Raw genomic sequence first — 25,623 nt, forward strand, 5'->3', positions numbered from 1 at the left:
ATGAAGATGGTCTGGCGCATCCTTCGCATTGTCCTCTACACGCTGCTGATCGTGGTCGCGGGCGCCATTGGCGCGTTGATCGTGCTGACCAAGACCGAGCGCGGGCGCGACAATCTCGCCGGGATCGTTTCGCGGCTCGCCTCCAGCGACGACCGCAAGGTCACCGTCAGCGGCATCGACGGCATCTGGTCGGGTAATCTCAGCGTCGACCATGTCGTGCTGGAGGACCGCGAGGGCGCCTGGCTGGTGGCGCGAAAAGTCGCCGTCGACTGGTCGCCGACGGCGCTGCTGTCGAAAAGCTTCAGTGCCGACCGTATCGCCGCCGGGCGCATCGAACTGGCGCGCCTGCCGGTGGCCGGTTCGCAGCCGCCGGCGCAGGGCGGCACGACGACGCTGCCGGTCTCCATCGACATCAGGCAGATCGACCTGCCGGAAATCGCGCTTGGCGAGCAACTGGCCGGCAGCGGCATCGCCGAGCTCGCGGCCAAGGGAATGCTCAAGGCCGACGCCGCACCGCTGGCGGTCGAGACGACGCTCGACATCAGCCGCCACGACGGCAAACAGGGCAATGTCGATGCCAAGATCCATTTCGCACCCGCCGACAACAAGCTGGACCTCGACCTCAAGGCGTCGGAGCCGGCCGGCGGCATCATCGCCAACCTGCTCAAGCTGCCGGATGCACCACCGGTCGATATCGTGGTCTCGGGCAGTGGGCCGCTTGCCAACTGGAGCGGTGTCGGCACCTTCCTCGTCGACCACCAGATCGTCACCCAGCTTACCGGCCGCCACCAGCTCACCGACAAGGGCAACCATGTCGAGGCGAAGGGCGACGGCGATTTCGCGCGCTTCCTGCCTGAAAATCTGAAGCCTTTGTTTGCCGGCAGGACCAGCTTCGATGTCGCAGGCACGGCAACCACCGCCGGCGGCATCAGTGTCGATCGCGCCAGCATCGAAAGCGATGCCGTGCATGGCACGGCCAAAGGGATCGCCGATCCCGCCGGGGCCAGCGATCTCTCGATCGAACTCGCCGCCAAGGGCCCGCCCGTGGTGATCAGCGTCGGCAGCAAGGCACAGCCGATCACGCTGGCGATCAAGAACGCCACCGCGCGCGCCTTCGGCGATGGCAAGGCGCCGATCGTCGACATTGGCGCCTCCTTCGTTTCGATCGTCGCCGGCGGCACGCGGCTCGACGATCTGGCGGCGCAAATCCATTCCGATGGTTTCGATATCCAGAATCGCGCCGGGCCGGTTACGGTCAAGCTGGAGGCGGGCGGCCTGAAAAGCGACGTCGCGACGTTGGCGCCGCTGATCACCGGCAAGGTCGATGTCGATCTGGCCGGCTCGGTCAGCAAGGACGCCATCGCCATCGATCAGGGTACGCTGCGCTCCGACGCGCTCAATGCGTCGCTGACGGCGACCGTGGCGCTGGCCGACATGTCGATGCAACTCAAGATGAATGCCGACGCCGTGGCGACCGCATTCCCGCAGCAGATCGCCTCGGTGCTCGGCGGGCGGGTGAAATTCTCGGCCACGGCATCGCGCGATCCGCAGGGGTCTTTCGCCGCGAACTCGATCGAACTCACTTCGGGATCGCTCAGCGCCAGCGGCACGGCCAGCATGCAAGGCACGGACATCCAGGCCGACATCAAAGGCAAGCTGGGCGACGTTTCGGTGTTGTCGCCGACGGTCGGCGTGCCGGTTGCAGGCGGCGTCGATTTCGCGCTGTCGGCGACCGGCGCGATCACGGCGCCGGATTTCACCGTCAGCGCCGACAGCGACAGCCTGACCGCTTCAGGCCGCACGGTGAAGGCGATCAAGCTCTCCGCCAGCGGCAAGGCCGATATAACAAGCCCTTCCGCCAACGTCTCGCTGACCGGCGCCGTCAACGAGCAGCCGCTCGATATCAAGGCGGCCCTGGTGACCAGCGAAGGCAAGCGCTCGATCAACGGCTTCCTGGTCTCGCTCGGCGACAACAAGGTCTCGGGCGACCTGACGCTGGACGACAAGTTCATGCCGCTCGGCACGCTGACGCTCGCCGCACCGGCGATCGACCAGCTGGCCGCACTTGCCGGTCAGGCGGTGACCGGCGACATCAACGGCACCATCCAGTTCGCCAAGGACGGCGACGCGCCTTCCATTGCCATCGACGCCAGGAGCACGTCGGTCGCGCGCGGCGAGGTGACGGCGAAGGCGATCGCCATCAACGCGCTGATCGCCAATTATCTCAAGGCGCCGGCGATCTCGGGCACCATCAAGGCCGATGCGGTCACGTCCGGAAGCACCGAGATCGGCGGCATCGGCGTCGATCTCAAGCGCGACGGCGACTGGACCGATTTCACCGGCGGCGCCACGATCGCGGGCATTCCGGCGACCGCTGCCGGCCGAGTGAAGATCGCCGGGGGCACCACGAGCGTCGAGATCGGTTCGGGCGAAGCCACCATTCGCGGCATCAAGGCGGCGATTGCCGAACCGTCGGCTTTGACCATCGCCAACGGCACGGCCAACATCGACAAGCTGGCGCTCGACATTGGCGGCGGCCGGGTGGCGCTGTCGGGCAGTGCCGGCGAGACGCTCGATCTTACGGCGCAGGTCTCCGCTTTGCCCGCCGCCCTTGCCAATGCGTTTTCGCCTGGCCTGGATGCCGCTGGAACGCTTGACGGTATCGCCGAAGTAAGCGGAGCGCCGGCCGCTCCCGACATAAGGTTCAACGCGAAACTGACCGGTGCCGAGACCAGCCAGACCAGGCAGGCAGGGCTCGGACAACTCGCCATCGATGCGGCCGGCAGCTACACGATTGCCGGCGGCGTCGCCCTCGACCATGCGACGCTTTCCGGCGACAAGGTTTCCGGCCAGGCCACCGGCACCATCAATCCGAACGGGACCAGCGATTTCGCCATCGACCTGACCTCGTCCGGCCCCAGCCTGCCGTTGACGGTCGGAAGCGCCGAGAGCCCGGTCAAGATCGAGGTCAGGTCGGTATCGGCCAAGATTGCCGGCGAAAGCACGCGTGCCCGGCTGGACCTTTCCGCGATCCTGCCCTCCGTCACCACCAGCCCGGCCAAGGTGGACGGGCTGACCCTGGCGCTGCATTCGGACGCGTTCGATCTCGCGAATCGCGCCGGGGCCGTTTCCGGAACGATGTCCGTGGACAAGGTCGGGCTCGACAATCCCACGATTGCGCCGCTCATCGCCGGCAAGGTGACGGCCGCCCTCAACGCGCGTCTGAGCGCCGACGCTGTCGCCATCGACAGCGGCTCGCTGAAAAGCGATGCGCTGAGCAGCCAGGTCGCCGGCCAGGTGTCGTTGCGTGACGGTGCCATCGATCTCAAGCTGAATGCGGACGCGCCAGCCTCGGCCTTGCCGGCGGCGGCGCGCGGCATGCTTGGCGAACGCGCGCGGATAAGCGCCGCGCTGAAACGCGACCCCAACGGCAGTATCAGTGTCGATGGGCTGAAGCTGGTCTCTGGAGGACTGACCGCACAGGGGCAGGCGAGCCTTGCCGACAACAAGGTGGCCGCCGACATTAGCGGCGCCCTTGCCGACATCTCGCCGCTGTCGAAGGACGCCAGGGGCGCGATTGCCTTCGCGCTGAACGCGCAAGGGCCGGCCATGGCGCCCGATTTGTCGCTGACGGTCAACAGCGATCGCCTTGTCGTGGCCGAGCGCGAGATTACCGGGCTGAAGCTCACCGCCAGCGGCAAGGCGGACGCCGCCAATCCGGCGGCCAATGTGCAGCTGACCGGCAATGTCGCGGGACAGCCGCTGCAAGGCAGCGCCGTGCTGGCGACGGCGGACGGCAGGAGCGCCATCAACGGCCTGCTCCTTTCGCTCGGCAAGAACAGGATATCCGGCGACCTGGCGCTGGACGACAAATTCGAGCCCGAAGGCACGATCTCGCTCGATCTGCCCGATATCGGGCCGCTGGCCGCGCTGGCGCTGGAGAAGGCCGAGGGCGACGTGCGCGGCACCATTGCGTTCTCGAAGAACGGCGGCGTACCCCAGGTCATCGTCAAGGCGGCAACCGGCTCGATCGTGCGTGGCGACCTCCAGGCCAAGGCCGTCTCGGTCGACGCGCTGATCGCCAACTATCTGGCGGCGCCGGTGATCTCCGGGAAAGTGCGCGCCGATACCATCACCTCGGGCGGCACCGTGATCAGCGGCATCGACGTCGACCTCAAGCGCGACGGCGACTGGACCGGCTTTTCCGGCGGCGCCACGGTCAAGGGCATTCCGGCCAGGGCCGCCGGACGCGTCAAGGTGGCCGGCGGCACCACCACCATCGAGCTCGCTTCGGGGCAGGCGACCGTCCAGGGCATCAAGGCGGCCATCGCCCAGGCCTCGACCGTCAGCATCGCCAACGGCACGACAAGCCTGGACAGGCTGGTGCTCAACCTGGGCGGCGGCACCGCGACGGTCACCGGCAAGGTCGGGCAGGCGCTCGACATCAACGCCGTGCTGGCGCGCGTGCCGATGTCGCTCGCCAACAGCTTCTCGCCCGGGCTCGATGCCGCCGGGTCCATCTCCGGCACCGTGAAGGTGACGGGCGCGCCGACGAACCCCAACGTCGCCTTCAAGATAGACGCGGCCGGCGTGCAGACCTCGCAAACCCGTGGCGCGGGCGTCGGCGCGGTGAGCGTATCCTCGTCGGGCACCTTTGCCGGCAACAAGCTGACCTTCGATGCCAATGTCAGCGATGGGGCCGGGCTTGGGCTGAAGGGCGGCGGTTCGGTGACGACGGCCGGCACGCCGGCGCTGGTGCTCGACTTCAACGGCGCGGTGCCGTTCGGCCTGCTCGCCGACAAGCTTGCCGCGCAAGGCCTGTCGCTGACTGGTACCGCCAGCGTCAACGTCCAGGTCCGCGGTCCGGCGACATCGCCCGTCATCGGCGGCAGCGTCAAAACCTCGGGCGCGCGGCTGGTCGACGCGCGCTCCGGCCTTGCCGTCAACGATATCGCGGCCGACGTCTCGATCGGCAATGGCGTTGCCCGGATAAACCGGTTGACCGGTACGCTGTCGACGCGCGGCAGCCTGTCGGCCAGCGGCACGGTCGGCATCAATCCGGCGCAAGGGTTTCCGGCCGACCTGTCAATCAAGCTTACCGATGGCCGCTACACGGATGGACGCGTGGTCACCGCCAACCTCGGCGGCGACCTGACGATCAAGGGTCCGCTTGTCTCGGCACCGGCGATTGCCGGCACGGTCAACCTCGCCAAGACAGTCATCACGGTTCCCGACAAACTGCCCGGTTCGCTGTCGGCGCTCGACGTCAAGCACAAGAATGCGCCGGGGCCGGTCAGGGCGCAGGACAAGGCGTTGCGTCCGGCAACGACATCAGGCAAGGGCGGCGGCAGCGGCCTCGCGCTCGATGTCACCGTCAACGCGCCGAACCAGATCTTTATCCAGGGCCGGGGCGTCGACGCCGAACTCGGCGGTTCGCTCAGGCTGACAGGCCCGGCCTCGTCGCCGCAAGCCGTCGGCACCTTCACCTTGCAGCGCGGCCGGCTGTCGATCCTCGGCAAGCGGCTGACCTTCACCGAGGGTACGGTCGGGTTTTCGGGGTCGCTGGTGCCTTACCTCAACCTGACGGCAACGACGACCACGACCGGCGCCACGGTCACCATCGTGGTGTCGGGTGAGGCGACCAATCCGAAATTCACCTTCTCATCGGTGCCGGCGCTGCCAGAGGACGAGGTGCTGGCGCAATTGATCTTCGGCCGCTCGATGTCGAACCTGTCGCCGCTGCAGATCGCGCAACTGGCGGAGGCAGCCGCGCAATTGGCCGGCGTCGGCGGTTCGACGTCGCTGCTCGAAAACCTGCGCAGCGCCATCGGCGTCGACGATCTCGACGTCACCACCGACGACCAGGGCGGCACGGCCGTCTCGGCCGGCAAATACCTCAACGACCGCACCTATGTGACGATCCAGAAAGGCGACAAACCGGGCTCCGGCAAGGCGACCATCGACCTCAATGTCGGGCGCGGCGTCAAGTTGCGCGGTGAGGCGACCGATGCCGGCGAGGCCAAGGGTGGCATCTTCTACGAGAAGGAATATTGAGGGCCTGGCCCTCGTGCTGACCGAAACTGGCGCTGTCCTAACCAGTGTAAATGTCTCAGTTTAATCGCCCGAAGAGATTGGCGAAATCTGGGCGCAATAGCAATTTTGCGCCAAGACTGTCGCTATCACGCGAACCGGTCCCCTCCCAAAGTTGCACATTCGCTAACATGTTCCCAATCCATGTCGTCTTTGACATCATGGCCTGGATGCGGAATGTTAATCGGCGGAAAGCCAACAATGGGAGTTAGTCATGACAATTTACAAGAGTAATGGCGACAGCGTTCCGGATCACATCCTGGCGATGGCCGAAGAAGCCAAGTCGGGTAAGGTCGACCGCCGCGAATTTCTCGCGCTCGCCAGCGTTTTCGGCGCCTCGACGGCGATGGCCTACGGCCTGCTCGGTCTTGCCGCTCCGACCCCGGCCAAGGCCGAGGACGTGCAGGGCAAGAAGGGCGGCGTCCTGAAAGTGGCGATGTCGGTCAAGGATCCCAAGGATCCGCGCACCGCCGACTGGTCGGAAATTTCCAACGCCGAACGCCAGGCGCTCGAGCCGCTGGTGAAATACACCCACCAGTACACTTTCGCGCCCTATCTGCTGGAAAGCTGGGACATCAACGACGATGCCACCGAGTACACGCTGCATGTGCGGCCGGGCGTCGAATGGAACAATGGCGACAAGTTCACCGCCGACGACGTGATCTACAATTTCACCCGCTGGGCCGACAAGGCGGCGGAAGGCAATTCGATGCCGGGCCGCCTCGGCAGCCTCGTCGACGAGGGTACCAAGAAGCTGCGCGAAGGCTCGGTGGTCAAGGTCGACGACATGACCGTCAAGCTGAAGCTCTCCAAGCCCGACATCGCCATCATCCCGAACCTGACCGATTATCCGGCGCTCGTCGTCCACAAGACTTTCGACGAGAAGGGGGCCAACTTCAAGAACTGCCCGATCGGCACCGGTCCGTTCGAACTCGTCTCCTATGACGTCGGCCAGAAAGTCGTCTACAAGCGCCGCGAGACCGGCAAGTGGTGGCAGGGCGAAGCCTTCCTCGATGGCGTCGAGTTCATCGACTACGGTACCGATCCGGCAGCGACGGTTTCGGCGTTCGAATCGGGCGAGGTGCAGACCAACCACGAAACGACGGCCGACTACGTCAAGATCATCGCCGATGTCGGCGCGCCGCCTTCGGAAGTGGTGACCGCGGCGACCGTGGTGTCGCGCTTCAACGTCAACGCCAAGCCGTATGGCGACCAGAAGGTGCGTCAGGCGATGTGCCTGGCCGTCGACAATTCGGTCGTGCTGCAACTCGGCTACGGCAATGCCGGCACGGCTGCTGAAAACCACCATGTCGCGCCGATTCATCCGGAATATGTCGAACTGCCGAAGATCAAGCGCGATGTCGCCAAGGCCAAGCAGATGCTGACGGAAGCCGGCGTGATCGATTTCGAGCACGAGCTGATCAGCAATGACGAGGACTATCACAAGAACACCACGGACGCGATCGCGGCCCAGCTGCGCGAGGCCGGCATCAAGGTGAAGCGCACCGTGCTGCCGAGCTCGACCTTCTGGAACGACTGGACCAAGTATCCGTTCTCGGAGACCAACTGGAACATGCGTCCGCTTGGCATCCAGGTCATCGCCATCGCCTACCGCTCGGGCGAAGCCTGGAACGAGACCGCCTATGCCAATCCCGACTTCGACAAGAAGGTCAACGAGGCGCTCGGCATCGCCGACGCCGAGAAGCGCAAGGTGGTGATGAAGGACATCGAGCAGATGCTGCAGGATTCCGGCATCATCATCCAGCCCTACTGGCGCAAGCTCTACATCAACATCAAGCCCGAGGTGAAGAACCACTCGATGCACCCCACCTACGAGCACGACTTCGGCAAGGTCTGGCTCGATCAGGCGTGACCCGCGACTTGATGAATATGAGGGGCGCGTGCCCCTCATATTCGCAGGATCGTCGCCGTTGCACAGGATGCAGCGGCGGCGGGACGTCACAAGGTTTTTCGAAACAGGGTTGAACCTATCTGACCCCAACCCGGCCGGCAGGGGGGCACAATGTTCGCATTCATCATCAGACGCATCGGCACGATTCTGCTCACGATGCTGTGCCTGACGCTGGTCGTCTTCTTCCTCGTCAATCTCGAACCCAATCTGAAGAAGCTGGCGATCAGCCAGACCGAAATGCACACATCGGCCGAGCAGCTCGAAAGCTGGCTGGTCAATCACGGCTATCGCCAGAACTTCTTCGTGCGTTACGGGCAGTGGCTGGGCGTCGTGCCCAAGCAGCCGATCACCGATCCGGCGACAGGCAAGACGACGCAGCGCTTCTCCTTCTGCAACGATCCGACCGTCTCGACATTTTCCGGCGTGATCGAGGGCGATTTCGGCTGCTCGACCAAGTTCAAGACCACGGTCGCGGCCAAGCTGTTCCCGGCGCTCGGCGCCACCGGCATCCTGATGTTCTGGGTGCTGGCGGTGATGGTGCCGGTCTCGCTGCTGATCGGCATTCTTGCCGGCATGCGCGAGGGGTCGCGCACCGACCGCGTGCTGTCGGTCGCCTCGATCGCGTCGACGGCGACGCCTGAATATGTGTCGGGCGTCATCTTCACCGTCGTCTTCGCCTCCTGGCTCGGCTGGCTGAACGGGTCGGCCGCGTCCGCAAGCCAGGGCATCACCTTCTACAATTTCACCCTGCCGGTGATCACGCTGGCGATCTACGGCATCGGCTACATCGCGCGCATGACACGCGCCTCGATGGTCGAGGTGATGACGCAGCAATATATCCGCACCGCGCGCCTCAAGGGGCTTTCCTTCAAGGGCGTCGTGGTCAAGCATGCGCTGCGCAACGCGCTGATCGCGCCGTTCACCGTCATCATGCTGCAATTCCCCTGGCTGCTCACCGGCGTCGTCATCGTCGAGGTGATGTTCCGCTACCAGGGCTTCGGCTACACGCTGGTCGAGGCCGCCGGCAACAACGACATCGATCTCCTGCTCGGCTGTTCGCTGGTTTCGGTGTTCATCGTCCTGATCACGCAGCTCATTTCCGATGTCGGCTACGCGTTCCTCAATCCGCGCATCCGGGTTCAGTAGGGAGAAGGCGCATGCAAGCTCAATATATCGGCGCCTCTACCATCATCCTCGAAGTGCTCTGGCGCTTCTGGCCGGTCTGGGTCGCGCTTTTCATCGTCATGGGCTCGAGCTTCCTCTACAAGAAGAAGCTGGCGCTTTACGGCCAGCTGTTCGACAGCGGCGTCGGCATAGCCGGGGTGTTCATCTGCCTGTTCTGGCTGTTCACGGCAATCTTCGCCTCGACCATCTCGCCTTTCGATCCGCTCGGCCAGATCCCGATCATGAAGGATACGCTGCCGGGCGCCATCGAGCCGCAATCGGGGCTCGCCTACCTGTTCGGCGGCGACAAGCTGGCGCGCGACGTCTTTTCGCGCATGGTCTATGGCAGCCAGATCGTGCTGATCATCGCTCCGGCGGCGACCGGCTTCGCGCTGATGGTCGGCATCACGCTCGGCCTGCCGGCCGGCTATTATGGCGGCAAGATCGATTCCATCCTGTCGTTCCTGGCCAACCTCGTGCTGGCCTTCCCGGTCATCCTTTTGTTCTACCTGCTGGTGACACCGGGCATCATGGACACGCCGATACCCTACGCGCTGGCCGGCGTCTTCTTCCTGTTTCCGATCATCTTCTTCAGCGTGCTGTTCTGGACGCGATACAAGAACCGGCCCGACCGGATCTATATCCTGCTTGGCCTGACGCTTCTGATCGGCGGCTGGATTTATGTCGGCCTCGTCTTCGACAGGGATCCGCTGAAGATCGTGCACATCGATCCCAACCAGCTCAACATCTTCGTGGCTGTCGTCTTCGCCTCCAGCCCCGGCGTGTTCCGCATCGTGCGCGGCCTGACCATGGACATCAAGACGCGCGACTATGTGGCGGCGGCGCAGACGCGCGGTGAATCGCCCTGGTACATCATGCTGTGGGAAATCCTGCCCAACGCACGCGGGCCGCTGATCGTCGATGCCTGCCTGCGCATCGGCTACACCACGATCCTGCTCGGCACGCTGGGCTATTTCGGCCTGGGCCTCGCGCCCGAGAGCCCGGACTGGGGCACGGCGATCAAGGACGCCAGCCGCCTGCTGCGTTCCTTTATCCACCCGGCGCTGCCGCCGACGATCGCGCTGATGTCGTTCGTGCTGGGTCTCAACCTGCTCGCCGACTCGCTGCGTGAACAATCGATGAAGGATTGACGGCGGGGTCCAAGACCCCACCTGGCCAGAACTTAAGGATTGGAGCGACCCATGAACGAGGCAGTTCGAAATCCGGCACAGCCGATCATCGAGATCGAGAACCTTTCGATCTCCTTCTTTACCCGCAAGGGCGAGATACCGGCGGTGATGGATTTTTCCTGCACCGTCATGCCCGGCGAGGCGATGGGCATCGTCGGCGAATCCGGCTGCGGCAAGTCCACCGTGTCGCTCGGCATCATGCGCGACCTCTCCAACATCGGGAAGATCGTCGGCGGCAAGATCAAGTTCCAGGGCAAGGACATGGGCGAGCTCTCCGAGGAGGAGCTGCGCGCCATCCGCGGCAACCAGATCGCCATGATCTACCAGGAGCCGATGGCGAGCCTCAACCCGGCCATGAAGATCGGCCAGCAACTGATGGAAGTACCGCTGATCCACGACAAGGTGTCGAAGGAAGAGGCTTATTCCAGGGCGCTCGAAATGGTGCGCTCGGTCAAGCTTCCCGATCCCGAGCGCATGATGCGTTCCTACCCGCACCAGCTCTCCGGCGGCCAGCAACAGCGCATCGTCATCGCCATGGCGCTGCTGTCGAAGCCGGCGCTGCTTCTGCTCGACGAGCCGACGACGGCGCTCGACGTGACGGTGGAGGCGGGCATCGTCGAACTGGTCAAGGGTCTGGGCGAGAAGTTCGGCACCTCGATGATCTTCGTGTCGCACAATCTGGGCCTGATCCTGGAAACCTGCGACAAGATCACGGTGATGTATTCGGGCGAGGCGGTCGAGACCGGCAAGATCAAGGACGTGTTCGACCGGATGCGCCATCCCTATACGCAAGGGTTGTTCCGCTCGATCCCGCTGCCGGGCGCCGACAAGAATTCGCGACCGCTGATCTCGATCCCCGGACAGCTGCCTTTGCCGCATGAGCGGCCGAAGGGTTGCAATTTCGGTCCACGCTGCCACCATTTCGTCGAGGGCGTCTGCAACGCGGCCGAAATCCCGATGATCGAGGTTGCCGGCCACGAGGGTCATTTCTCGCGCTGTGTGCGTTTTAACGAGATCGACTGGGAAGCACTGCCGCCCGGCGCCAAGAAGGTCAACGAGAAGGTGGTGCCCGGCGCGCCCGTGCTCAAGATCGAGGACCTGAGGAAGTACTACAAGGTCGGCGGCAGCGAGGTGTTCGGCTCGAGCGATGGCCGCGTCGTCAAGGCCAACGAGACGATCTCGTTCACCGCGCGCGAATCCGAGACCGTCGCCATCGTCGGCGAATCCGGCTGCGGGAAATCGACGTTGGCCAAGGTGCTCCTCGGGCTCGAGACCGCGAGTTCCGGAACGGTGTCGCTCTCGAACAAGGAGATACAGTCGACCGGCATCGAGAGCCGCGGCGTCGACACGGTGTCGTCGATCCAGATGGTGTTCCAGAACCCGTTCGACACGCTGAACCCCAGCCATTCGGTCGGCTCGCAGATCATCCGTACGCTGGAGAAGTTCAATGTCGGCAAGACGGTCGCCGACCGGCGCAAGCGCATGCTGGAACTGCTCGACCTGGTGAAGCTGCCGCGCGCCTTCGAAACCCGCAAGCCGCGCCAGCTTTCCGGCGGCCAGAAGCAGCGCATCGGCGTGGCGCGCGCCTTTGCCGGCGATGCCAAGGTGGTGGTGGCCGACGAGCCGGTTTCGGCGCTCGACGTCTCGGTGCAGGCGGCGGTGACCGAACTTTTGATGGACATCCAGCGCAAGAACAAGACGACGATGCTGTTCATCAGCCACGATCTGTCGGTCGTGCGCTACATCGCCGACCGCGTCGTCGTCATGTATCTGGGCTATATCGTCGAGCAGGGCACGACCGACCAGATCTTCGCGCCGCCCTATCACCCCTATACAGAGGCGCTGCTGTCGGCGATCCCGATCGCCGACACCAGCGTGGTCAAGAAACACATCGTGCTCGAAGGCGACATTCCCTCGGCGATGAACCCGCCCACCGGTTGCCCGTTCCAGACGCGCTGCGGCTACAAGAAGCTGGTTCCCGATAATCTCTGCGAGACCAAGGTGCCGCCGGTCAAGAACCTGGGCGACGGCCATATGAGCCTGTGCTGGCTCTCGGACGACGTGCTCAAGACCATGGAACCGGTGATCAAGTTCGACAAGGAGCACGCCGCCCATGAAGGCGTGCCGGATGATGCGCACGGCGCCGGACCGGGTTCGGCCGGGACAGCGCCCAACCGGCCGCGCGGCAAAACGGGCAGCCCGGAAGCCGACCAGATCGGGGACGCGGTGGAGCAAAGCGAGGCTGGCATGCGAGCCCGTCGCCACGAAGTGCGCGACGAGGTTTCTGAAACCGGTGTGTCAAAGCCAAAGGATACGACAAGGCGGCACTGACGCGGGCCGTATGTCAGTTGCCGCACTGCCTTAGCTGCGCGTCATAGTCTCGCGCCATCTTGTCCGTCGCCCTGGCATAGCTCTGGACGCCGGCGTCGCCACGGTTGCCCCGGCCATAGGCTGTCCAGCCGAGATAATAGGCGAGATAGAGGTTGTAGGTGTCGTTGCGGGCGACGCCGTAGGTGTCCGCCGTCTTGGAATGATACCAGCCGACGAAATCGACGGCGTCGGCGAATTTCGTGCGCCGGGCGGCCCAGTTGCCGGTTTCTCGCTGATATTGCGACCAGGTGCCGTCCAGCGCCTGCGAGAAGCCGGTGGCGGTCGAGACGTGCTTCCACGGGATGAAGCCGAGCAGCTTGGTGCGCGGTGGCCGGGCATTGCTCTTGAAGCCGGATTCCTTGCGCACGGTGGCCATCAGCACCGGTACCGGCACACCATATTTCTGCGACGCGCGCTCGGCAGCCGACTGCCAGTTGTCGAACCAGCCGTCATTCTGGTCGAAGACGGCGCAGACATTGTTGATGTGGCTGGGCGCGGTGGCGCAAGCCGAAAGCGCCAGCAGCGCGCAAACCGCTACGATTTTACTAAAACTCGACCTACGCATGGCAGGAGCAATAGGCCGAAATCATAAAGGGAATCTTGCGGCCGCCGTTAACTGCTCGCGGCGGTTTGCCGACTGCGAAGACATACTGTTAGGATAACGTCGTATTCCGTCGCTTTTTATATACTGTCTCTGCAAAAATGCCGCCGTGGCTAAAATCACGCCCGCAGATGGCGTATTTCTGACAGCCTGCCGGATTTGCCAGGGCTTTGATGCCGGGCATGAACGAACCTAGACGCAAACGCGGCGCCGAGCGCACCAGCAACCGGGGACCGGCCGCCATCCCGCAATTGCCGCTCCGGCGGGTGACCAATCCTTACCCGCCAATGGCCTTGCTGTCGCCCGACCAGATCGAGGCGATCCATCAGGCGTCGATACACATTCTGGAGAATTTCGGCATCGAGGTGATGAGCCCTCGGGCGCTATCGCTGTTCGAGAAGGCCGGCGCCAAGGTCGACCACGCCTCGGCCAATGTCCGTGTCGATCGCGGCATGGTCGATGAGGCGCTGAGGACGACGCGGGCAAACTATGTGCTGACGCCGCGCAATCCGGCCAATGCCATTCATCTGGGCGGCAACACCATCAATTTCACGCTGGTCGCGGGGCCACCCAACGTGCACGACATGGAGCGCGGCCGGCGTGCCGGGAATCTGCGCGACTATGCCGACCTCACCCGGCTGGCGCAGCATTTCAACTGCGTGCACATGCTCGGCAACCAGGTCTGCGCGCCGGTCGAGTTGCCGGCGAACTCGCGCCATCTCGACACCTACTTCACCAATCTGACGCTGACCGACAAGAGTTTCCATGTTTCGGCGATCGGCCGGGGCAGGGCGCTGGACGGCATCGAGATGATGGCGATTTCGCGTGGACTGACACTGGACCAGATGCGCGATGACCCCGGCATCGCCACCATCATCTCGGTCAACTCGCCGCGCCGCTTCGACGAGATGATGGCCGAGGGGCTGATGACGATGGCCGAGTTCGGCCAGTCGGTAGCGGTGACGCCGTTCACGCTGATGGGGGCGATGAGCCCGGTGACGCTGGCCGGCGCGCTTGCGCAGCAGAATGCCGAGGCGCTGTTCGGCGTCGTGCTGACGCAACTGGTGCGTCCGGGCGCGCCCGTCATGTACGGCGCCTTCACCTCCAATGTCGACATGAAGTCCGGCGCGCCGGCCTTCGGCACACCCGAAAACACCAAGGCCAACATCGCCTCGGGACAATTGGCGCGGCGCTATGGCCTGCCATACCGCACGACGCCGGGGTCCGCCTCCAACGCCGCCGACGCGCAGGGCGCCTATGAGACGCTGATGGCGCTATGGGGCGCGGTCCTTGGTCACGGCAATCTCGTCTACCATGCCGCCGGCTGGCAGGAGGGCGGGCTGACGGCGTCGTTCGAGAAATTCATCATCGATGTCGAGATGATCCAGCACATGATGGAATTCCTGCGCCCGATCGTGGTCGACGAGGCCGAGCTTGCCGTCGAGGCGCTGGGGGCGGTGCCGACCGGCGGTCATTTCTTCGGCGAGCCGCACACGCTGGAGCGCTACGCCACGGCTTTCTACCAGCCGATGCTGTCCAACTGGCAGAATTTCGAAGCCTGGCAGGAGGCCGGCGGCCTCGACACGACGGCCCGGGCGACGCGACTTTGGAAGAAGGCGCTTGAAGAGTATGCCGAGCCGGCGATGGATGTTTCCGTGCGCGAGGCGCTGGAGGCCTATGTCATCAGGCGCAAGGAAGCGATCGGGTCGGGTGAGCCGTGAGTTATTTGGCGTCGGCCCGAGGCCCCCCTCTCTGCCCTGCCGGGCATCTCCCCCTCAAGGGGGGAGATCAGCAGCTTCGGCGAAGGCGCTATTCCTACAATGTTGGCGATTGGCGAAAGCGGTCACAGCATCTGATCTCCCCCCTTGAGGGGGAGATGGCCGGCAGGCCAGAGAGGGGGGCCTCGCGCTGCCTCTCCGATTCACTTTATCTCTCCAACGCACTGATATTAGAGAAAAATCCATGAAATCGCATGCAAAGGTCGTGGTCATTGGCGGCGGGGTCGTCGGATGTTCCGTGCTGTTCCATCTTGCCCGCCATGGCTGGACCGACGTCGTGCTGCTGGAGCGTGACGAACTGACCTCGGGTTCTACCTGGCACGCGGCCGGCGGCATGCACACGATCAATGGCGACCCCAATGTCGCCAAGCTGCAGAAATACACGATCAACCTCTACAAGGAGATCGAGGAACTGTCGGGGCAGGCGACCGGCGTGCATCTGACCGGTGGTGTGCTTCTGGCCGCCACCGAGGCGCGGCTAGACTGGCTGCGCGGCGTCGTCGCCAAGGGCCGCTATCTCGGCATCGATCTGGAGGAGATCTCGCCGAAAGAGGCTGCCGAACTGATGCCGCTGCTCGATCCCAAGCAGTTCGTCGGCGCTGTGCGCAACAAGGAGGACGGCCATCTCGATCCATCCGGCGTCACTCATGCCTACGCCAAGGCGGCGCGAAAGCTCGGCGCCGAGGTCGAGCGCTTCACCAAGGTCGAGGACATAGTACGCCGCCCGGACGGGCTGTGGCGCGTCATCACCAACAAGGGCGAGGTGGTGGCCGAGCATGTCGTCAATGCCGGCGGCCTGTGGGCGCGCGAGGTCGGTCGCATGGTCGGGCTCGAATTGCCGGTGCTGGCGATGGAGCACATGTACCTGATCACCGAGGACATGCCTGAGGTCGCCGCCTGGAATGCCAGGACCGGCGAAGAGATCATGCATGCGGTCGATTTCGATGGCGAGCTCTATCTGCGCCAGGAGCGTGGCGGCATGCTGATGGGCACCTATGAGAAGGCCAACAAGCCGTGGTCCGAGTTCCAGACGCCGTGGAATTTCGGTCACGAATTGCTGGAGCCCGATATCGACCGCATCGCGCCGTCGCTCGAGGTCGGCTTCCGGCATTTCCCGGCTTTCCAGAACACCGGCATAAAGCAGATCATCAACGGGCCTTTCACCTTCGCGCCCGATGGCAACCCGCTGGTCGGCCCGGTGCGCGGCCTGCCGGGCTTCTGGGTCGCCTGCGGCGTCATGGCCGGCTTCAGCCAGGGCGGCGGCGTCGGGCTGGCGCTGTCCAACTGGATGATCGAGGGCGATCCGGGCGCCGACATCTGGGCAATGGACGTGGCGCGTTATGGCGACTGGGCTGGGATGGCCTACACCAACGCCAAGGTGCGCGAAAACTATTCCAGGCGGTTTTCGATCCGCTTCCCCAATGAGGAACTGCCCGCCGGGCGGCCGCTGAAGACGACGCCAGTCTACGACCTGCTGTCGGCCAGGGGCGCGCAGTGGGGCGTCGCCTACGGGCTGGAAGTGCCGCTCTGGTACGCGCCGGCAGGCGTCAGGGATGAGTTTTCCTGGCGGCGTTCCAGCGATTTTTCCCATGTCGCCAAAGAGGTGGCGGCTGTCCGCGACGGCGTCGGCCTGTCGGAGATTTCGAGCTTCGCCAAATATAAGGTGACGGGCGAGGGCGCGGCTGCATGGCTCGACCGCATGCTCGCCTGCAGGCTGCCGAAGTCGGGCCGCATGACGCTGGCGCCGATGCTCAAGGAGGACGGCAAGCTGATCGGCGATTTCACGCTCGCCAATCTGGGACCGGAAGGCTGGTTTCTCGCCGGTTCGGGCATTGCCGAACAGTACCATATGCGCTGGTTCGAGGCGCATCTGCCGGGGGATGGTTCGGTCCATATCGAGGCGCTGGGCGCGAAACTCAGCGGCCTCGCGATCGCCGGGCCGAAGGCGAGGGAGGTTCTGGCCAAGGTCAGCCGCGCTGACGTTTCCAATGCGGCGTTTCCGTTCATGGCGGTGGCCAGGATGGATATCGGCATGGCGCCGTGCCTGGTCGGTCGCGTCAGCTATACGGGTGATCTCGGTTACGAGATCTGGGTGGCGCCGGAATACCAGCGCGCCGCCTATCAGGCGCTGATGGCGGCGGGCGAGGAATTCGGCATCGGCCTGTTCGGCTCGCGCGCGCTCAATGCGCTGCGTCTCGAAAAGAACTACGGCTCATGGGGGCGCGAATACCGGCCGATCTACGGGCCGCTCGAAGCCGGCCTCGACCGCTTCGTCGCCTATGGCAAGGACGCCGATTTCATCGGCAAGACGGCGGCACTCGCCGAGCGCAGGGAGGGCGGCAAGCTCAGGCTGCGCGCTTTCATCGTCGATGCTGTCGACGCCGACGTCATCGGCGACGAGCCGATCTGGTTCGGTGGCGCGGTGCGCGGCTGGGTGACATCGGGCGGTTATGCGCACCATTCGAAGAAATCGGTCGCGGTCGGCTATGTGCCGAAGGAGATCGCCGAGGAGAGCGATGGTTTCGAAATCGAACTGCTGGGCAGGCGCCACGCCGCGCGTATCCAGGCGGCGCCCCTGTTCGATGCGAATTTCGAACGAATGCGGGGGTGAGCTTTCACCCCCGCATGGGACATCAGGCGTTGCCGCGATTGTCCAGCGCGAAGGCGCCGGCGCCGGCGAAGACCAGATAGAGGAAGATGAAGCAGAACGAGATCGCCGCGTCGCCGCTATTGTTGACCGGGAAGAAGTCGCGCGGATAGTGCGCCGTGAAATAGGCGATCGCCATCTCGCCGGCCAGAAGGAACGCGACCGGACGGGTGAACAGACCCAACGCCAGCAAGATGCCGCCGGCGAATTCGAGGATGCCCGCCGTCAACGTCAATCCGCTCAGGGCATGAGGCTGGGCGTTGATGGGGAAGTTGAACAGCTTCTGGGTGCCGTGCTCGATGAATTGCAGCGCGGTCATGATGCGCAGCACACCGAGCGCCTGCGGCTGGTATTTGGCAAGGCCGTCGAAAAGCTTCATCCGAAACTCCATTTTACCCTCCCGGCCCGGCCATAGATTATCGACCGGAAAGGGACCATTCACATCCCATGGCCCGCCATCAACAATTGGTGATTGGCAAAGTTCCCCGGTCCGGCTTCTCATGATGTGCTCGCAGAGGTTGCGTTTGTAAATTTTTGGTTGTATTGAGTTGTGGATGCTCTCCAGACACGGGTTTCCCTCGTCATGAAAAAAGTCGCCATCAGCCTGTTCGCAATCCTTGCAAGCACCAGCTTCGCCTTGGCCGAGGACGCCGGCTGCGAGGCCTTCAAATGGCCGGTGACGCGCGAAGAAGCGCTGTTTGCAGCGGCACCCTCGACGCCGTCTGGAGCGAAGCTGGCTGTGGGGGCCGCGGCGGATCTGGCGCTGGTGCCGACCGAGAAGGCGGGATTTGCGGTGCCGCCTGAACATGCCCCGGCCGAGGGCACCTTCGGCGCCGTCGCCAGCGTGTCGGTGCCGCCCGATGGCGCCATCCAGATCAGCCTGTCGGGCGAAGCCTGGATCGACGTCATTCAGGACGGCAAGGCGGTGAAGTCGTCCGGCTACAGTGGCGTGAAGACCTGCCCCGGCATCCGCAAGAGCGTGCGCTTCAAGCTTGCGGCCGGCCCGGCTACGGTGCAGTTCAGCGGTGCCAAGAAAGAGACCCTCAAGGTCGCTGTGCTGGCGCCGGAATGAACCGGAGCCAGCGAGCGTGACATCGGGCGGTGGCGCGGACGCCTACCGCACCGGCGCCATCAAGGCGAAATGCGCGCCTTGCGGATCCTGGCATTGTACGATCCAGCTGCCGCCGGGGACCTCCATTGGTCCCATGAGGATTTTGCCGCCATTGTCGGTGACGCGTTTTGCTGCCGCGTCGATACCGGTGACGTTGAAATAGAACTGCCAGACCGGGACGGGTATCTGGGCCGGCTTGTTCATGATGCCGCCACCGGATTCGGGGCCAGCCGTGAAGGTCTGGTAGGTGCCCATCGGCCCCATGTCGAAATCGCCGGCATTGGCCCAGCCGAACTGGCTGGAGTAGAAATCGAAGGCGGCCTTCCAATCGCTCGTATAGAGCTCGTGCCAGCCGATATGGCCCGGCGTGCTGGCCGGCACCATCGGCTGGTCCGGGCCGTTCGGCTGGAGGAACATGAAGGTCGCGCCTTGCGGATCGGCGACGACGGCGAAGCGGCCGACGCCTGGAATGTCGTCGGGCTGGCGGTGAACGGATCCGCCGGCTTGCCCCAGCGAGGCCGTGGCCGCATCGACATCCCTGGTGTGGATATAGCCCAGCCAGGCGGGCGGCATGCCCATCTTTGCCGCATCCTGCGGCATCGTCATCAGGCCGCCGACGCCACGCTCGCCGACATTCATGACGATATAGCGCGGCATGCCCGGGGCCTTGTCGAAAGGCTCGGCCGTCCAACCGACCACGGCGGTGTAGAAAGCCTCGGCGGCGTCGACGTCCGATGTCATCAGTTCGTACCAGAAGAAGGGCATGGGGGATTTTGGCATGGTCGGTCTCCTCACCTTTGTGCGCCGATCGTCGTTCGATCCATCCTAGGACGATCTCCACGACGGAAATCCGACACCCGCCCGGACAATAATGGTCGACCCACGCCAAGCGTTCCCGGGCTTGCGCCTGCCCCGGTTTTCAATTTGTCTGCGGCAAGGGGGACGTCGTTTCATGCGCATTATGTCGCTTACGCCAGAGCTTGTCGCACTGTGCCATCGGGAAGAGGTAGATCCTGGCCCGGATCCGAGCTGGACCGAGTTGAACGACGAGGATTTCCGGGCGCTTGCCTTGCGGCTTTCCGGCGAAGCGGACGAGGGGCCGCTCTGGGTGTTCGCCTATGGATCGCTGATCTGGAAGCCGGAATTCGAATCGGTCGAACAGCAGCTCGCCACCGCCTTTGGCTGGCACCGCTCGTTTTGCCTCGACATGGTGCGCTGGCGCGGCAGTGCCGAACAGCCGGGATTGATGATGGCGCTCGAACGCGGCGGGCAATGCAACGGGGTGATCTATCGCCTGCCTGACGGCGACAAGCCAACCCAGATCGAAAGGCTGCTGCGGCGCGAGATCTCCGACCATGAGAGCGTCAGCTCGGTCCGATGGCTGCCGGTACGCACGGCACAAGGCGCGCTGCGGGCGCTTGGCTTCTGGGTCGGGGTTACGGGCAGGGGGACATCGCTCGGCCAACCGCCGGAGACAGTGGCGCGCGTGCTGGCCAGGGCGTGCGGGCATATCGGATCGGGGGCCGAGTATCTCTACAACACCGTCAGCCATCTCGAAGCGTTCGGCATCCACGACCGCAATCTATGGCGGTTGCAGGAATTGGTGGCGGACGAGATTCGGACCTTGCATGGCAGCTCGCATGATTTCGGTTCTTCCGTGCCGTAGAGCGACCATCGCAGCCATAACATGAGTAAAAAAATCATGTTTTTATCAAGCATTATCAGTGCCTTGCTCCGAAAATTGACCAATTGATAAAAAAATAAAACGTGCTAGCCTTCCCCAAAACAAAACATGGGGAACTGAGAATGCCAGAGGGTCAGTTCAAAGAGGGTATTGTCGGTGGCCGGCTTCCGGCTGACCAGTACGCGGACAATTTTTCCGACCTGCATCCGCCGCTCGATCATCACGAGGCGCTGGTCGAATCCGACCGCTGCTATTTCTGCTACGACGCGCCGTGCATGAACGCTTGCCCGACCTCGATCGACATTCCGCTGTTCATCCGCCAGATTTCGACCGGCAATCCGATCGGCTCGGCCAAGACGATCTTCGACCAGAATATTCTCGGCGGCATGTGCGCACGCGTCTGCCCGACCGAGACGCTGTGCGAAGAGGTCTGCGTGCGCGAGGTGGCGGAAGGCAAGCCGGTGCAGATCGGCCGCCTGCAGCGCTATGCCACCGATGTCGCGATGGCCGAGAACAAGCAATTCTATCCGCGCGAGACGGCGACGGGCAAGACGATCGCCGTGGTCGGCGCCGGCCCGGCCGGCCTTGCCGCCGCGCATCGTCTGGCCCGCCATGGCCATGACGTCACCATCCTGGAGGCGCGGCCGAAGGCCGGCGGTCTCAACGAATACGGCATCGCCGCCTATAAGAGCGTCGACAATTTCGCCCAGGCCGAAGTCGACTATGTCACCGCGATCGGCGGCATCGACATCCAGAACGGCAAGGCGCTCGGCCGCGACTACCAGCTCTCCGACCTGACCCGTAATTACGACGCGGTCTTCCTCGGCATGGGGCTGGGCGGCGTCAACGCGTTGCGCGCCGACGGCGAGGATGCCGCCGGCGTGACCAATGCGGTGGAATTCATTGCCGAACTGCGGCAGGCGAGCGACCTTTCGGGATTGCCGGTCGGCCGCCGCGTCGTCGTCATCGGCGGCGGCATGACGGCGATCGACGCCGCGGTGCAGTCGAAGCTGCTCGGCGCCGAGGAGGTGACGATCTGCTACCGGCGCGGGCAGGAGCACATGAACGCCTCCGAATTCGAGCAGGATCTGGCCGCGGCCAACGGCGTCACCATCCGCCACTGGCTGCAGCCGAAGCGGGTGATCGCCGAAGGCGGCAAGGTATCGGCCATCGAACTCGAATACACCGCGCTCAATGGCGACAGGCTTGCCGGTACCGGCGAAACGCTGACGCTCACCGCCGACCAGGTGTTCAAGGCGATCGGCCAGAGCTTTGTGCCGGCAGCGCTGAACGGCAGCGGGGCATCGATCGACCTCGAGGCCGGCCGCATCAAGGTCGACGCGGAAGGGCGCACGTCGCTGGCCAAGGTGTGGGCCGGCGGCGACTGTATCTTCGGCGGCGACGACCTGACCGTGTCCGCCGTGGCACAAGGACGCGATGCGGCCGAGAGTATCCATAGGAGTCTGACCCAGGGATAAGGATCATGACCACGGTGGAACCGGGCGTTGCCCGTCACTACGAGATTTCTGGGCTGGAGCAGCGGATTCTCGCCGCGCTCGCCGAGACGGGCGTGGATATTGCCCATCTGCGTGCAAGCGATCTCGAAGCGGTCGACGAATTCCACATTGGCGGCGTCGCCGCGACAAGAGAACTGATCGACCAGATGGGGCTCACGCCCGGCGCCAGGCTGCTGGACATCGGATCGGGGATAGGTGGCCCGGCCCGCTTTGTCGCCAGCGCTGCCGGCGCCGAGGTCACCGGCATCGACCTGACGCAAAGCTATGTCGATATCGCCACCAGCCTGTCGAAACGCACCGGCCTGGGCGAGATGACCCGCTTCGTGCAAGGCAGCGCGCTGGACATGCCGTTCGCCAAGGCCAGCTTCGATGCGGCTGTCATCCTGCATGTCGGCATGAACCTGCCCGACAAGCCGAAGCTGATGAGCGAGACCGCTCGCGTGCTGAAGCCGGGCGGCGTCTTCGCCGTCTATGACGTGATGCGGCTCAAGGACGGCGATCTGACCTATCCGCTGCCGTGGGCATCCGATGACACCATGTCCTTCGTCGCCACACCCGATGATTATCGCTCGGCCGCCGTCGCGGCGGGCTTCTCGGTGACGGCGGAGCGGCCGCGCGGCGCTTTCGCCATCGAGTTTTTCGCTGCGATGCGTGCCCGGCTGGCCGCGGCGCAAGCCACGGGCAAAAAGCCATCGCCCGGTCTCGGCCTCGTCATGGGCGACGACGCCCGCACCAAGATGACCCACCTTGTCGCCGCCCTCGAAGGCGGCATTCTCGCGCCTGTCGAATTGATCCTTCGTCTCGGTTGAAAGGGACCTGCCATGGCTGACATCAGAAATAATTTCGTCGGCATCAAATCGCCAAATCCGTTCTGGCTGGCCTCGGCGCCGCCGACCGACAAGGCCTACAATGTCGTGCGCGCCTTCAAGGCAGGGTGGGGCGGCGTAGTGTGGAAGACGTTGGGCGAGGAAGGCCCGCCGGTCGTCAACGTCAACGGCCCGCGCTATGGCGCGATCTGGGGCGCCGACCGGCGCCTGCTCGGCCTCAACAACATCGAGCTGATCACCGACCGCGACCTGCAGACCAACCTGCGCGAGATGAAGCAGGTCAAGATGGACTGGCCCGACCGGGCGCTGATCGCCTCGATCATGGTGCCATGCGTCGAGGAAAGCTGGAAATCCATCCTGCCGCTGGTCGAGGAGACCGGAGCCGACGGCATCGAGCTCAATTTCGGCTGCCCGCACGGCATGTCGGAGCGCGGCATGGGTGCGGCCGTCGGCCAGGTGCCGGAATATATCGAAATGGTGGTGCGCTGGTGCAAGCAGTACACGCGCATGCCCGTCATCACCAAGCTGACGCCCAACATCACCGACATCCGCAAGCCGGCGCGGGCAGCACACGCCGGCGGCACCGATGCGGTTTCGCTGATCAACACGATCAACTCCATCACCGGCGTCGACCTCGACAGTTTCGCGCCGATGCCGACCATTGACGGCAAGGGCTCGCATGGCGGCTATTGCGGCCCGGCGGTGAAGCCGATCGCCATGAACATGGTTGCCGAGATCGCGCGCGATCCCGAAACGCGCGGCCTGCCCATTTCGGGCATCGGCGGCATCACCACCTGGCGCGACGCGGCCGAATTCATGGCGCTCGGCGCCGGCAATGTGCAGGTCTGCACCGCGGCGATGACCTACGGCTTCAAGATCGTGCAGGAGATGATCGCTGGCCTCGAAAACTGGATGGACGAGAAGGGCCACCGTTCGCTCGACGACGTCATCGGGCGCGCCACGCCCAACGTCACCGACTGGCAGTATCTCAACCTCAACTATGTCGCCAAGGCGCATATCGACCAGGACGCCTGCATCAAATGCGGCCGCTGCCATATCGCCTGTGAGGACACATCGCACCAGGCGATCACCAACATGGTCGACGGCGTCAGGCATTTCGAGGTGATCGAGGCCGAATGCGTCGGCTGCAATCTGTGCGTCAATGTCTGTCCGGTCGATAATTGCATCACCATGGAGCCGCTGGCTGTGGGCGCGATGGACCAGCGCACCGGCAAGCCGGTGTCGCCGATCTATGCCAACTGGACCACGCATCCGAACAATCCGATGGCCAAGGTGGCTGCGGAGTAGGGTTTTCTTTCGTGGTTTGGCTTAGTCGCCCCGTGCCTTGGCATGGGGCGATCTTGTATGGGGTAGGCGCCTCGATTTCAGAAGTCCGCGCCGCCCCTCATCCGCCCTTCGGGCACCTTCTCCCCGTGAACGGGGAGAAGGCAAGCTGCGTCGCCCTTGGTGCACTTCTTGCAACGTCGCCAATTGGCGACATCATCGATGAAGGCATCTTTCGCCCCCGTTTACGGGGAGAAATGCCCGGCAGGGCAATGAGGGCAGCACCGACCTGCGAGGGAATGCGCGCGAATTCCTTGCTTCCCTCGGTCCCGCTGGCACAACCAATATCACCATCGCGAACATGTGGATTTCCGTACTTTTCTATTGCAGACAAAAATTATCCACGATAAAAGATATCCATGAATTGGAGATCGAGACCATGAAGCTGGGCGAAGGGGTCGAAGCGGCCATCCATTGCGCGGCCACGCTGGCGAGCGTGGAGGGCAACAGCACCATGCCGGGCGCGGCGCTGGCGGAGGCGTTTGGTCTTTCGCCGAGCTATCTCCTGAAGCATCTCAATATGCTGACGGCGGCGCGCATCCTGGAATCGGTGCCGGGGCCGGCGGGTGGCTATCGGCTGGCGCGGGCGGCCGAACGCATCACGCTGCTCGACATCGTGCTGGCCGTCGAGGGCCGCGAACCGGCGTTTCGCTGCGGCGAGATCCGCCGCAACGGTCCGGTCAAGATCGATGCCTCGGCCTATGTCAAACCTTGCGGCATCAATGCCGCGATGCTCAGGGCCGAGCGCGCCTACCGGGCAGCGCTGGCCGAGGTGAAGATCTCCGACATCGTGGCGAACTATGCGGCCGAGGGCGATCCCCGGTCGATCGCCGCGAGCTGCGCCTTCGTCGAGCGCCACCAGCGGCCGCAGAAATCCAGTTCCACACCTCAAAACCCAAAGCAGATGTAAAGGACATCAAGATGAAACAGAGAATGCAGTTCTTCGCCAAGGCGCCGGAGATCATGAAGGCGGTGTCGGCGCTCAACAAGGCGGTCGACGAATGCGGGCTGGAAGTCGGCCTGCTGCACCTGATCAAGCTCAGGGCCTCGCAGATCAATGGCTGCTCGTTCTGTGTCGATATGCACAGCCGCGAGGCCAAGCGCGACGGCGAGACCGAGCAGCGTCTCTATCTCGTTGCCGCCTGGAAGGAATCGCCGCTGTTTTCCGAGCGTGAGCGCGCGGCCTTCGCCTGGACCGAGGCGGTGACGCTGATCGCCAACAATGGTGTGCCGGACGAGCTTTACACCAGCACGCTGGAGCATTTTTCGGACGAGGAACTGGTCAAGCTCTCGGTGGCGGTCGGCATGATCAACACCTGGAACCGGCTGTGCATCCCGTTCCACGCCATCCATCCGGTGCCGGCGGCCAAGGCTGCCTGATCGTTCCG

17 protein-coding genes are annotated in these 25,623 nt (G+C 64.1%); 14 read left to right on the plus strand and 3 right to left on the minus strand.

What is annotated here, in order from left to right; all coding sequences use genetic code 11:
- The 5 genes from FJ967_RS13345 to FJ967_RS13365 all read left to right on the plus strand — a co-directional run bounded on the left by FJ967_RS13345 (window position 1) and on the right by FJ967_RS13365 (window position 12,687).
- The gene (locus FJ967_RS13345) at window positions 1-6,054 is read left to right on the plus strand and encodes a translocation/assembly module TamB domain-containing protein (RefSeq protein ID WP_140732272.1); all 6,054 of its coding nucleotides are present in this window, start codon (window positions 1-3) and stop codon (window positions 6,052-6,054) included.
- 250 nt (window positions 6,055-6,304) lie between these two features.
- Entirely contained in the window at window positions 6,305-7,963 is a 1,659-nt protein-coding gene (locus FJ967_RS13350) for an ABC transporter substrate-binding protein (protein ID WP_140732273.1), read from the plus strand.
- A gap of 150 nt (window positions 7,964-8,113) precedes the next feature.
- Window positions 8,114-9,148: an ABC transporter permease gene (locus FJ967_RS13355; protein WP_140732274.1), complete on the plus strand. Its 1,035-nt coding sequence runs from the start codon at window positions 8,114-8,116 to the stop codon at window positions 9,146-9,148.
- 11 nt (window positions 9,149-9,159) lie between these two features.
- A complete protein-coding gene (locus FJ967_RS13360) occupies window positions 9,160-10,317 on the plus strand; it encodes an ABC transporter permease (protein ID WP_140732276.1) in 1,158 nt (385 codons plus the stop codon).
- A 51-nt stretch (window positions 10,318-10,368) separates the two neighbouring features.
- On the plus strand, window positions 10,369-12,687 hold the full coding sequence (locus tag FJ967_RS13365) for an ABC transporter ATP-binding protein (RefSeq protein ID WP_140732277.1): 2,319 nt from the start codon (window positions 10,369-10,371) through the stop codon (window positions 12,685-12,687).
- A gap of 13 nt (window positions 12,688-12,700) precedes the next feature.
- Here FJ967_RS13365 and FJ967_RS13370 read toward each other — a convergent pair whose 3' ends face one another.
- On the minus strand, window positions 12,701-13,291 hold the full coding sequence (locus FJ967_RS13370) for a transglycosylase SLT domain-containing protein (RefSeq protein ID WP_140732278.1): 591 nt from the start codon (window positions 13,289-13,291) through the stop codon (window positions 12,701-12,703).
- 218 nt (window positions 13,292-13,509) lie between these two features.
- Here FJ967_RS13370 and FJ967_RS13375 point away from each other — a divergent pair, with 218 nt between their 5' ends.
- Together FJ967_RS13375 and FJ967_RS13380 are read left to right on the plus strand one after the other, a co-directional pair.
- The gene (locus tag FJ967_RS13375) at window positions 13,510-15,048 is read left to right on the plus strand and encodes a trimethylamine methyltransferase family protein (RefSeq protein ID WP_140732279.1); all 1,539 of its coding nucleotides are present in this window, start codon (window positions 13,510-13,512) and stop codon (window positions 15,046-15,048) included.
- 241 nt (window positions 15,049-15,289) lie between these two features.
- Entirely contained in the window at window positions 15,290-17,716 is a 2,427-nt protein-coding gene (locus tag FJ967_RS13380) for an FAD-dependent oxidoreductase (protein WP_140732281.1), read from the plus strand.
- 22 nt (window positions 17,717-17,738) lie between these two features.
- On the opposite strand, the gene FJ967_RS13385 is transcribed toward FJ967_RS13380, so the two are convergent.
- The gene (locus FJ967_RS13385; RefSeq protein WP_140732282.1) at window positions 17,739-18,131 is read right to left on the minus strand and encodes a DoxX family protein; all 393 of its coding nucleotides are present in this window, start codon (window positions 18,129-18,131) and stop codon (window positions 17,739-17,741) included.
- A 204-nt stretch (window positions 18,132-18,335) separates the two neighbouring features.
- Between FJ967_RS13385 and FJ967_RS13390 the strand changes: the two genes are divergently transcribed.
- Entirely contained in the window at window positions 18,336-18,824 is a 489-nt protein-coding gene (locus FJ967_RS13390; protein ID WP_140732283.1) for a hypothetical protein, read from the plus strand.
- Between the two features lie 42 nt (window positions 18,825-18,866).
- On the opposite strand, the gene FJ967_RS13395 is transcribed toward FJ967_RS13390, so the two are convergent.
- A complete protein-coding gene (locus FJ967_RS13395) occupies window positions 18,867-19,643 on the minus strand; it encodes a VOC family protein (protein WP_140732285.1) in 777 nt (258 codons plus the stop codon).
- Between the two features lie 172 nt (window positions 19,644-19,815).
- Between FJ967_RS13395 and FJ967_RS13400 the strand changes: the two genes are divergently transcribed.
- The 6 genes from FJ967_RS13400 (at window position 19,816) to FJ967_RS13425 (ending at window position 25,615) form a co-directional block, all read left to right on the plus strand.
- Window positions 19,816-20,529, plus strand: coding sequence for a gamma-glutamylcyclotransferase (locus FJ967_RS13400; RefSeq protein WP_140732286.1), 714 nt, complete (start codon window positions 19,816-19,818; stop codon window positions 20,527-20,529).
- Window positions 20,530-20,669: 140 nt separating this feature from the next.
- Complete coding sequence (locus tag FJ967_RS13405; RefSeq protein WP_140732288.1) at window positions 20,670-22,025, plus strand: NAD(P)-dependent oxidoreductase; 1,356 nt, start codon at window positions 20,670-20,672, stop codon at window positions 22,023-22,025.
- Between the two features lie 5 nt (window positions 22,026-22,030).
- Window positions 22,031-22,873, plus strand: coding sequence for a methyltransferase domain-containing protein (locus FJ967_RS13410; RefSeq protein ID WP_140732289.1), 843 nt, complete (start codon window positions 22,031-22,033; stop codon window positions 22,871-22,873).
- A 12-nt stretch (window positions 22,874-22,885) separates the two neighbouring features.
- Window positions 22,886-24,199 (plus strand): NAD-dependent dihydropyrimidine dehydrogenase subunit PreA, encoded by a 1,314-nt coding sequence (gene preA, locus FJ967_RS13415; RefSeq protein ID WP_140732291.1) that lies wholly within the window; start codon window positions 22,886-22,888, stop codon window positions 24,197-24,199.
- A gap of 415 nt (window positions 24,200-24,614) precedes the next feature.
- The gene (locus FJ967_RS13420; RefSeq protein ID WP_140732293.1) at window positions 24,615-25,145 is read left to right on the plus strand and encodes an Rrf2 family transcriptional regulator; all 531 of its coding nucleotides are present in this window, start codon (window positions 24,615-24,617) and stop codon (window positions 25,143-25,145) included.
- An 11-nt stretch (window positions 25,146-25,156) separates the two neighbouring features.
- On the plus strand, window positions 25,157-25,615 hold the full coding sequence (locus FJ967_RS13425) for a carboxymuconolactone decarboxylase family protein (RefSeq protein WP_140732295.1): 459 nt from the start codon (window positions 25,157-25,159) through the stop codon (window positions 25,613-25,615).
- Window positions 25,616-25,623: the final 8 nt, after the last annotated feature.

Source organism: Mesorhizobium sp. B2-3-4, assembly GCF_006442315.1.
In the GTDB taxonomy this organism is placed as follows: Bacteria; Pseudomonadota; Alphaproteobacteria; order Rhizobiales; family Rhizobiaceae; genus Mesorhizobium.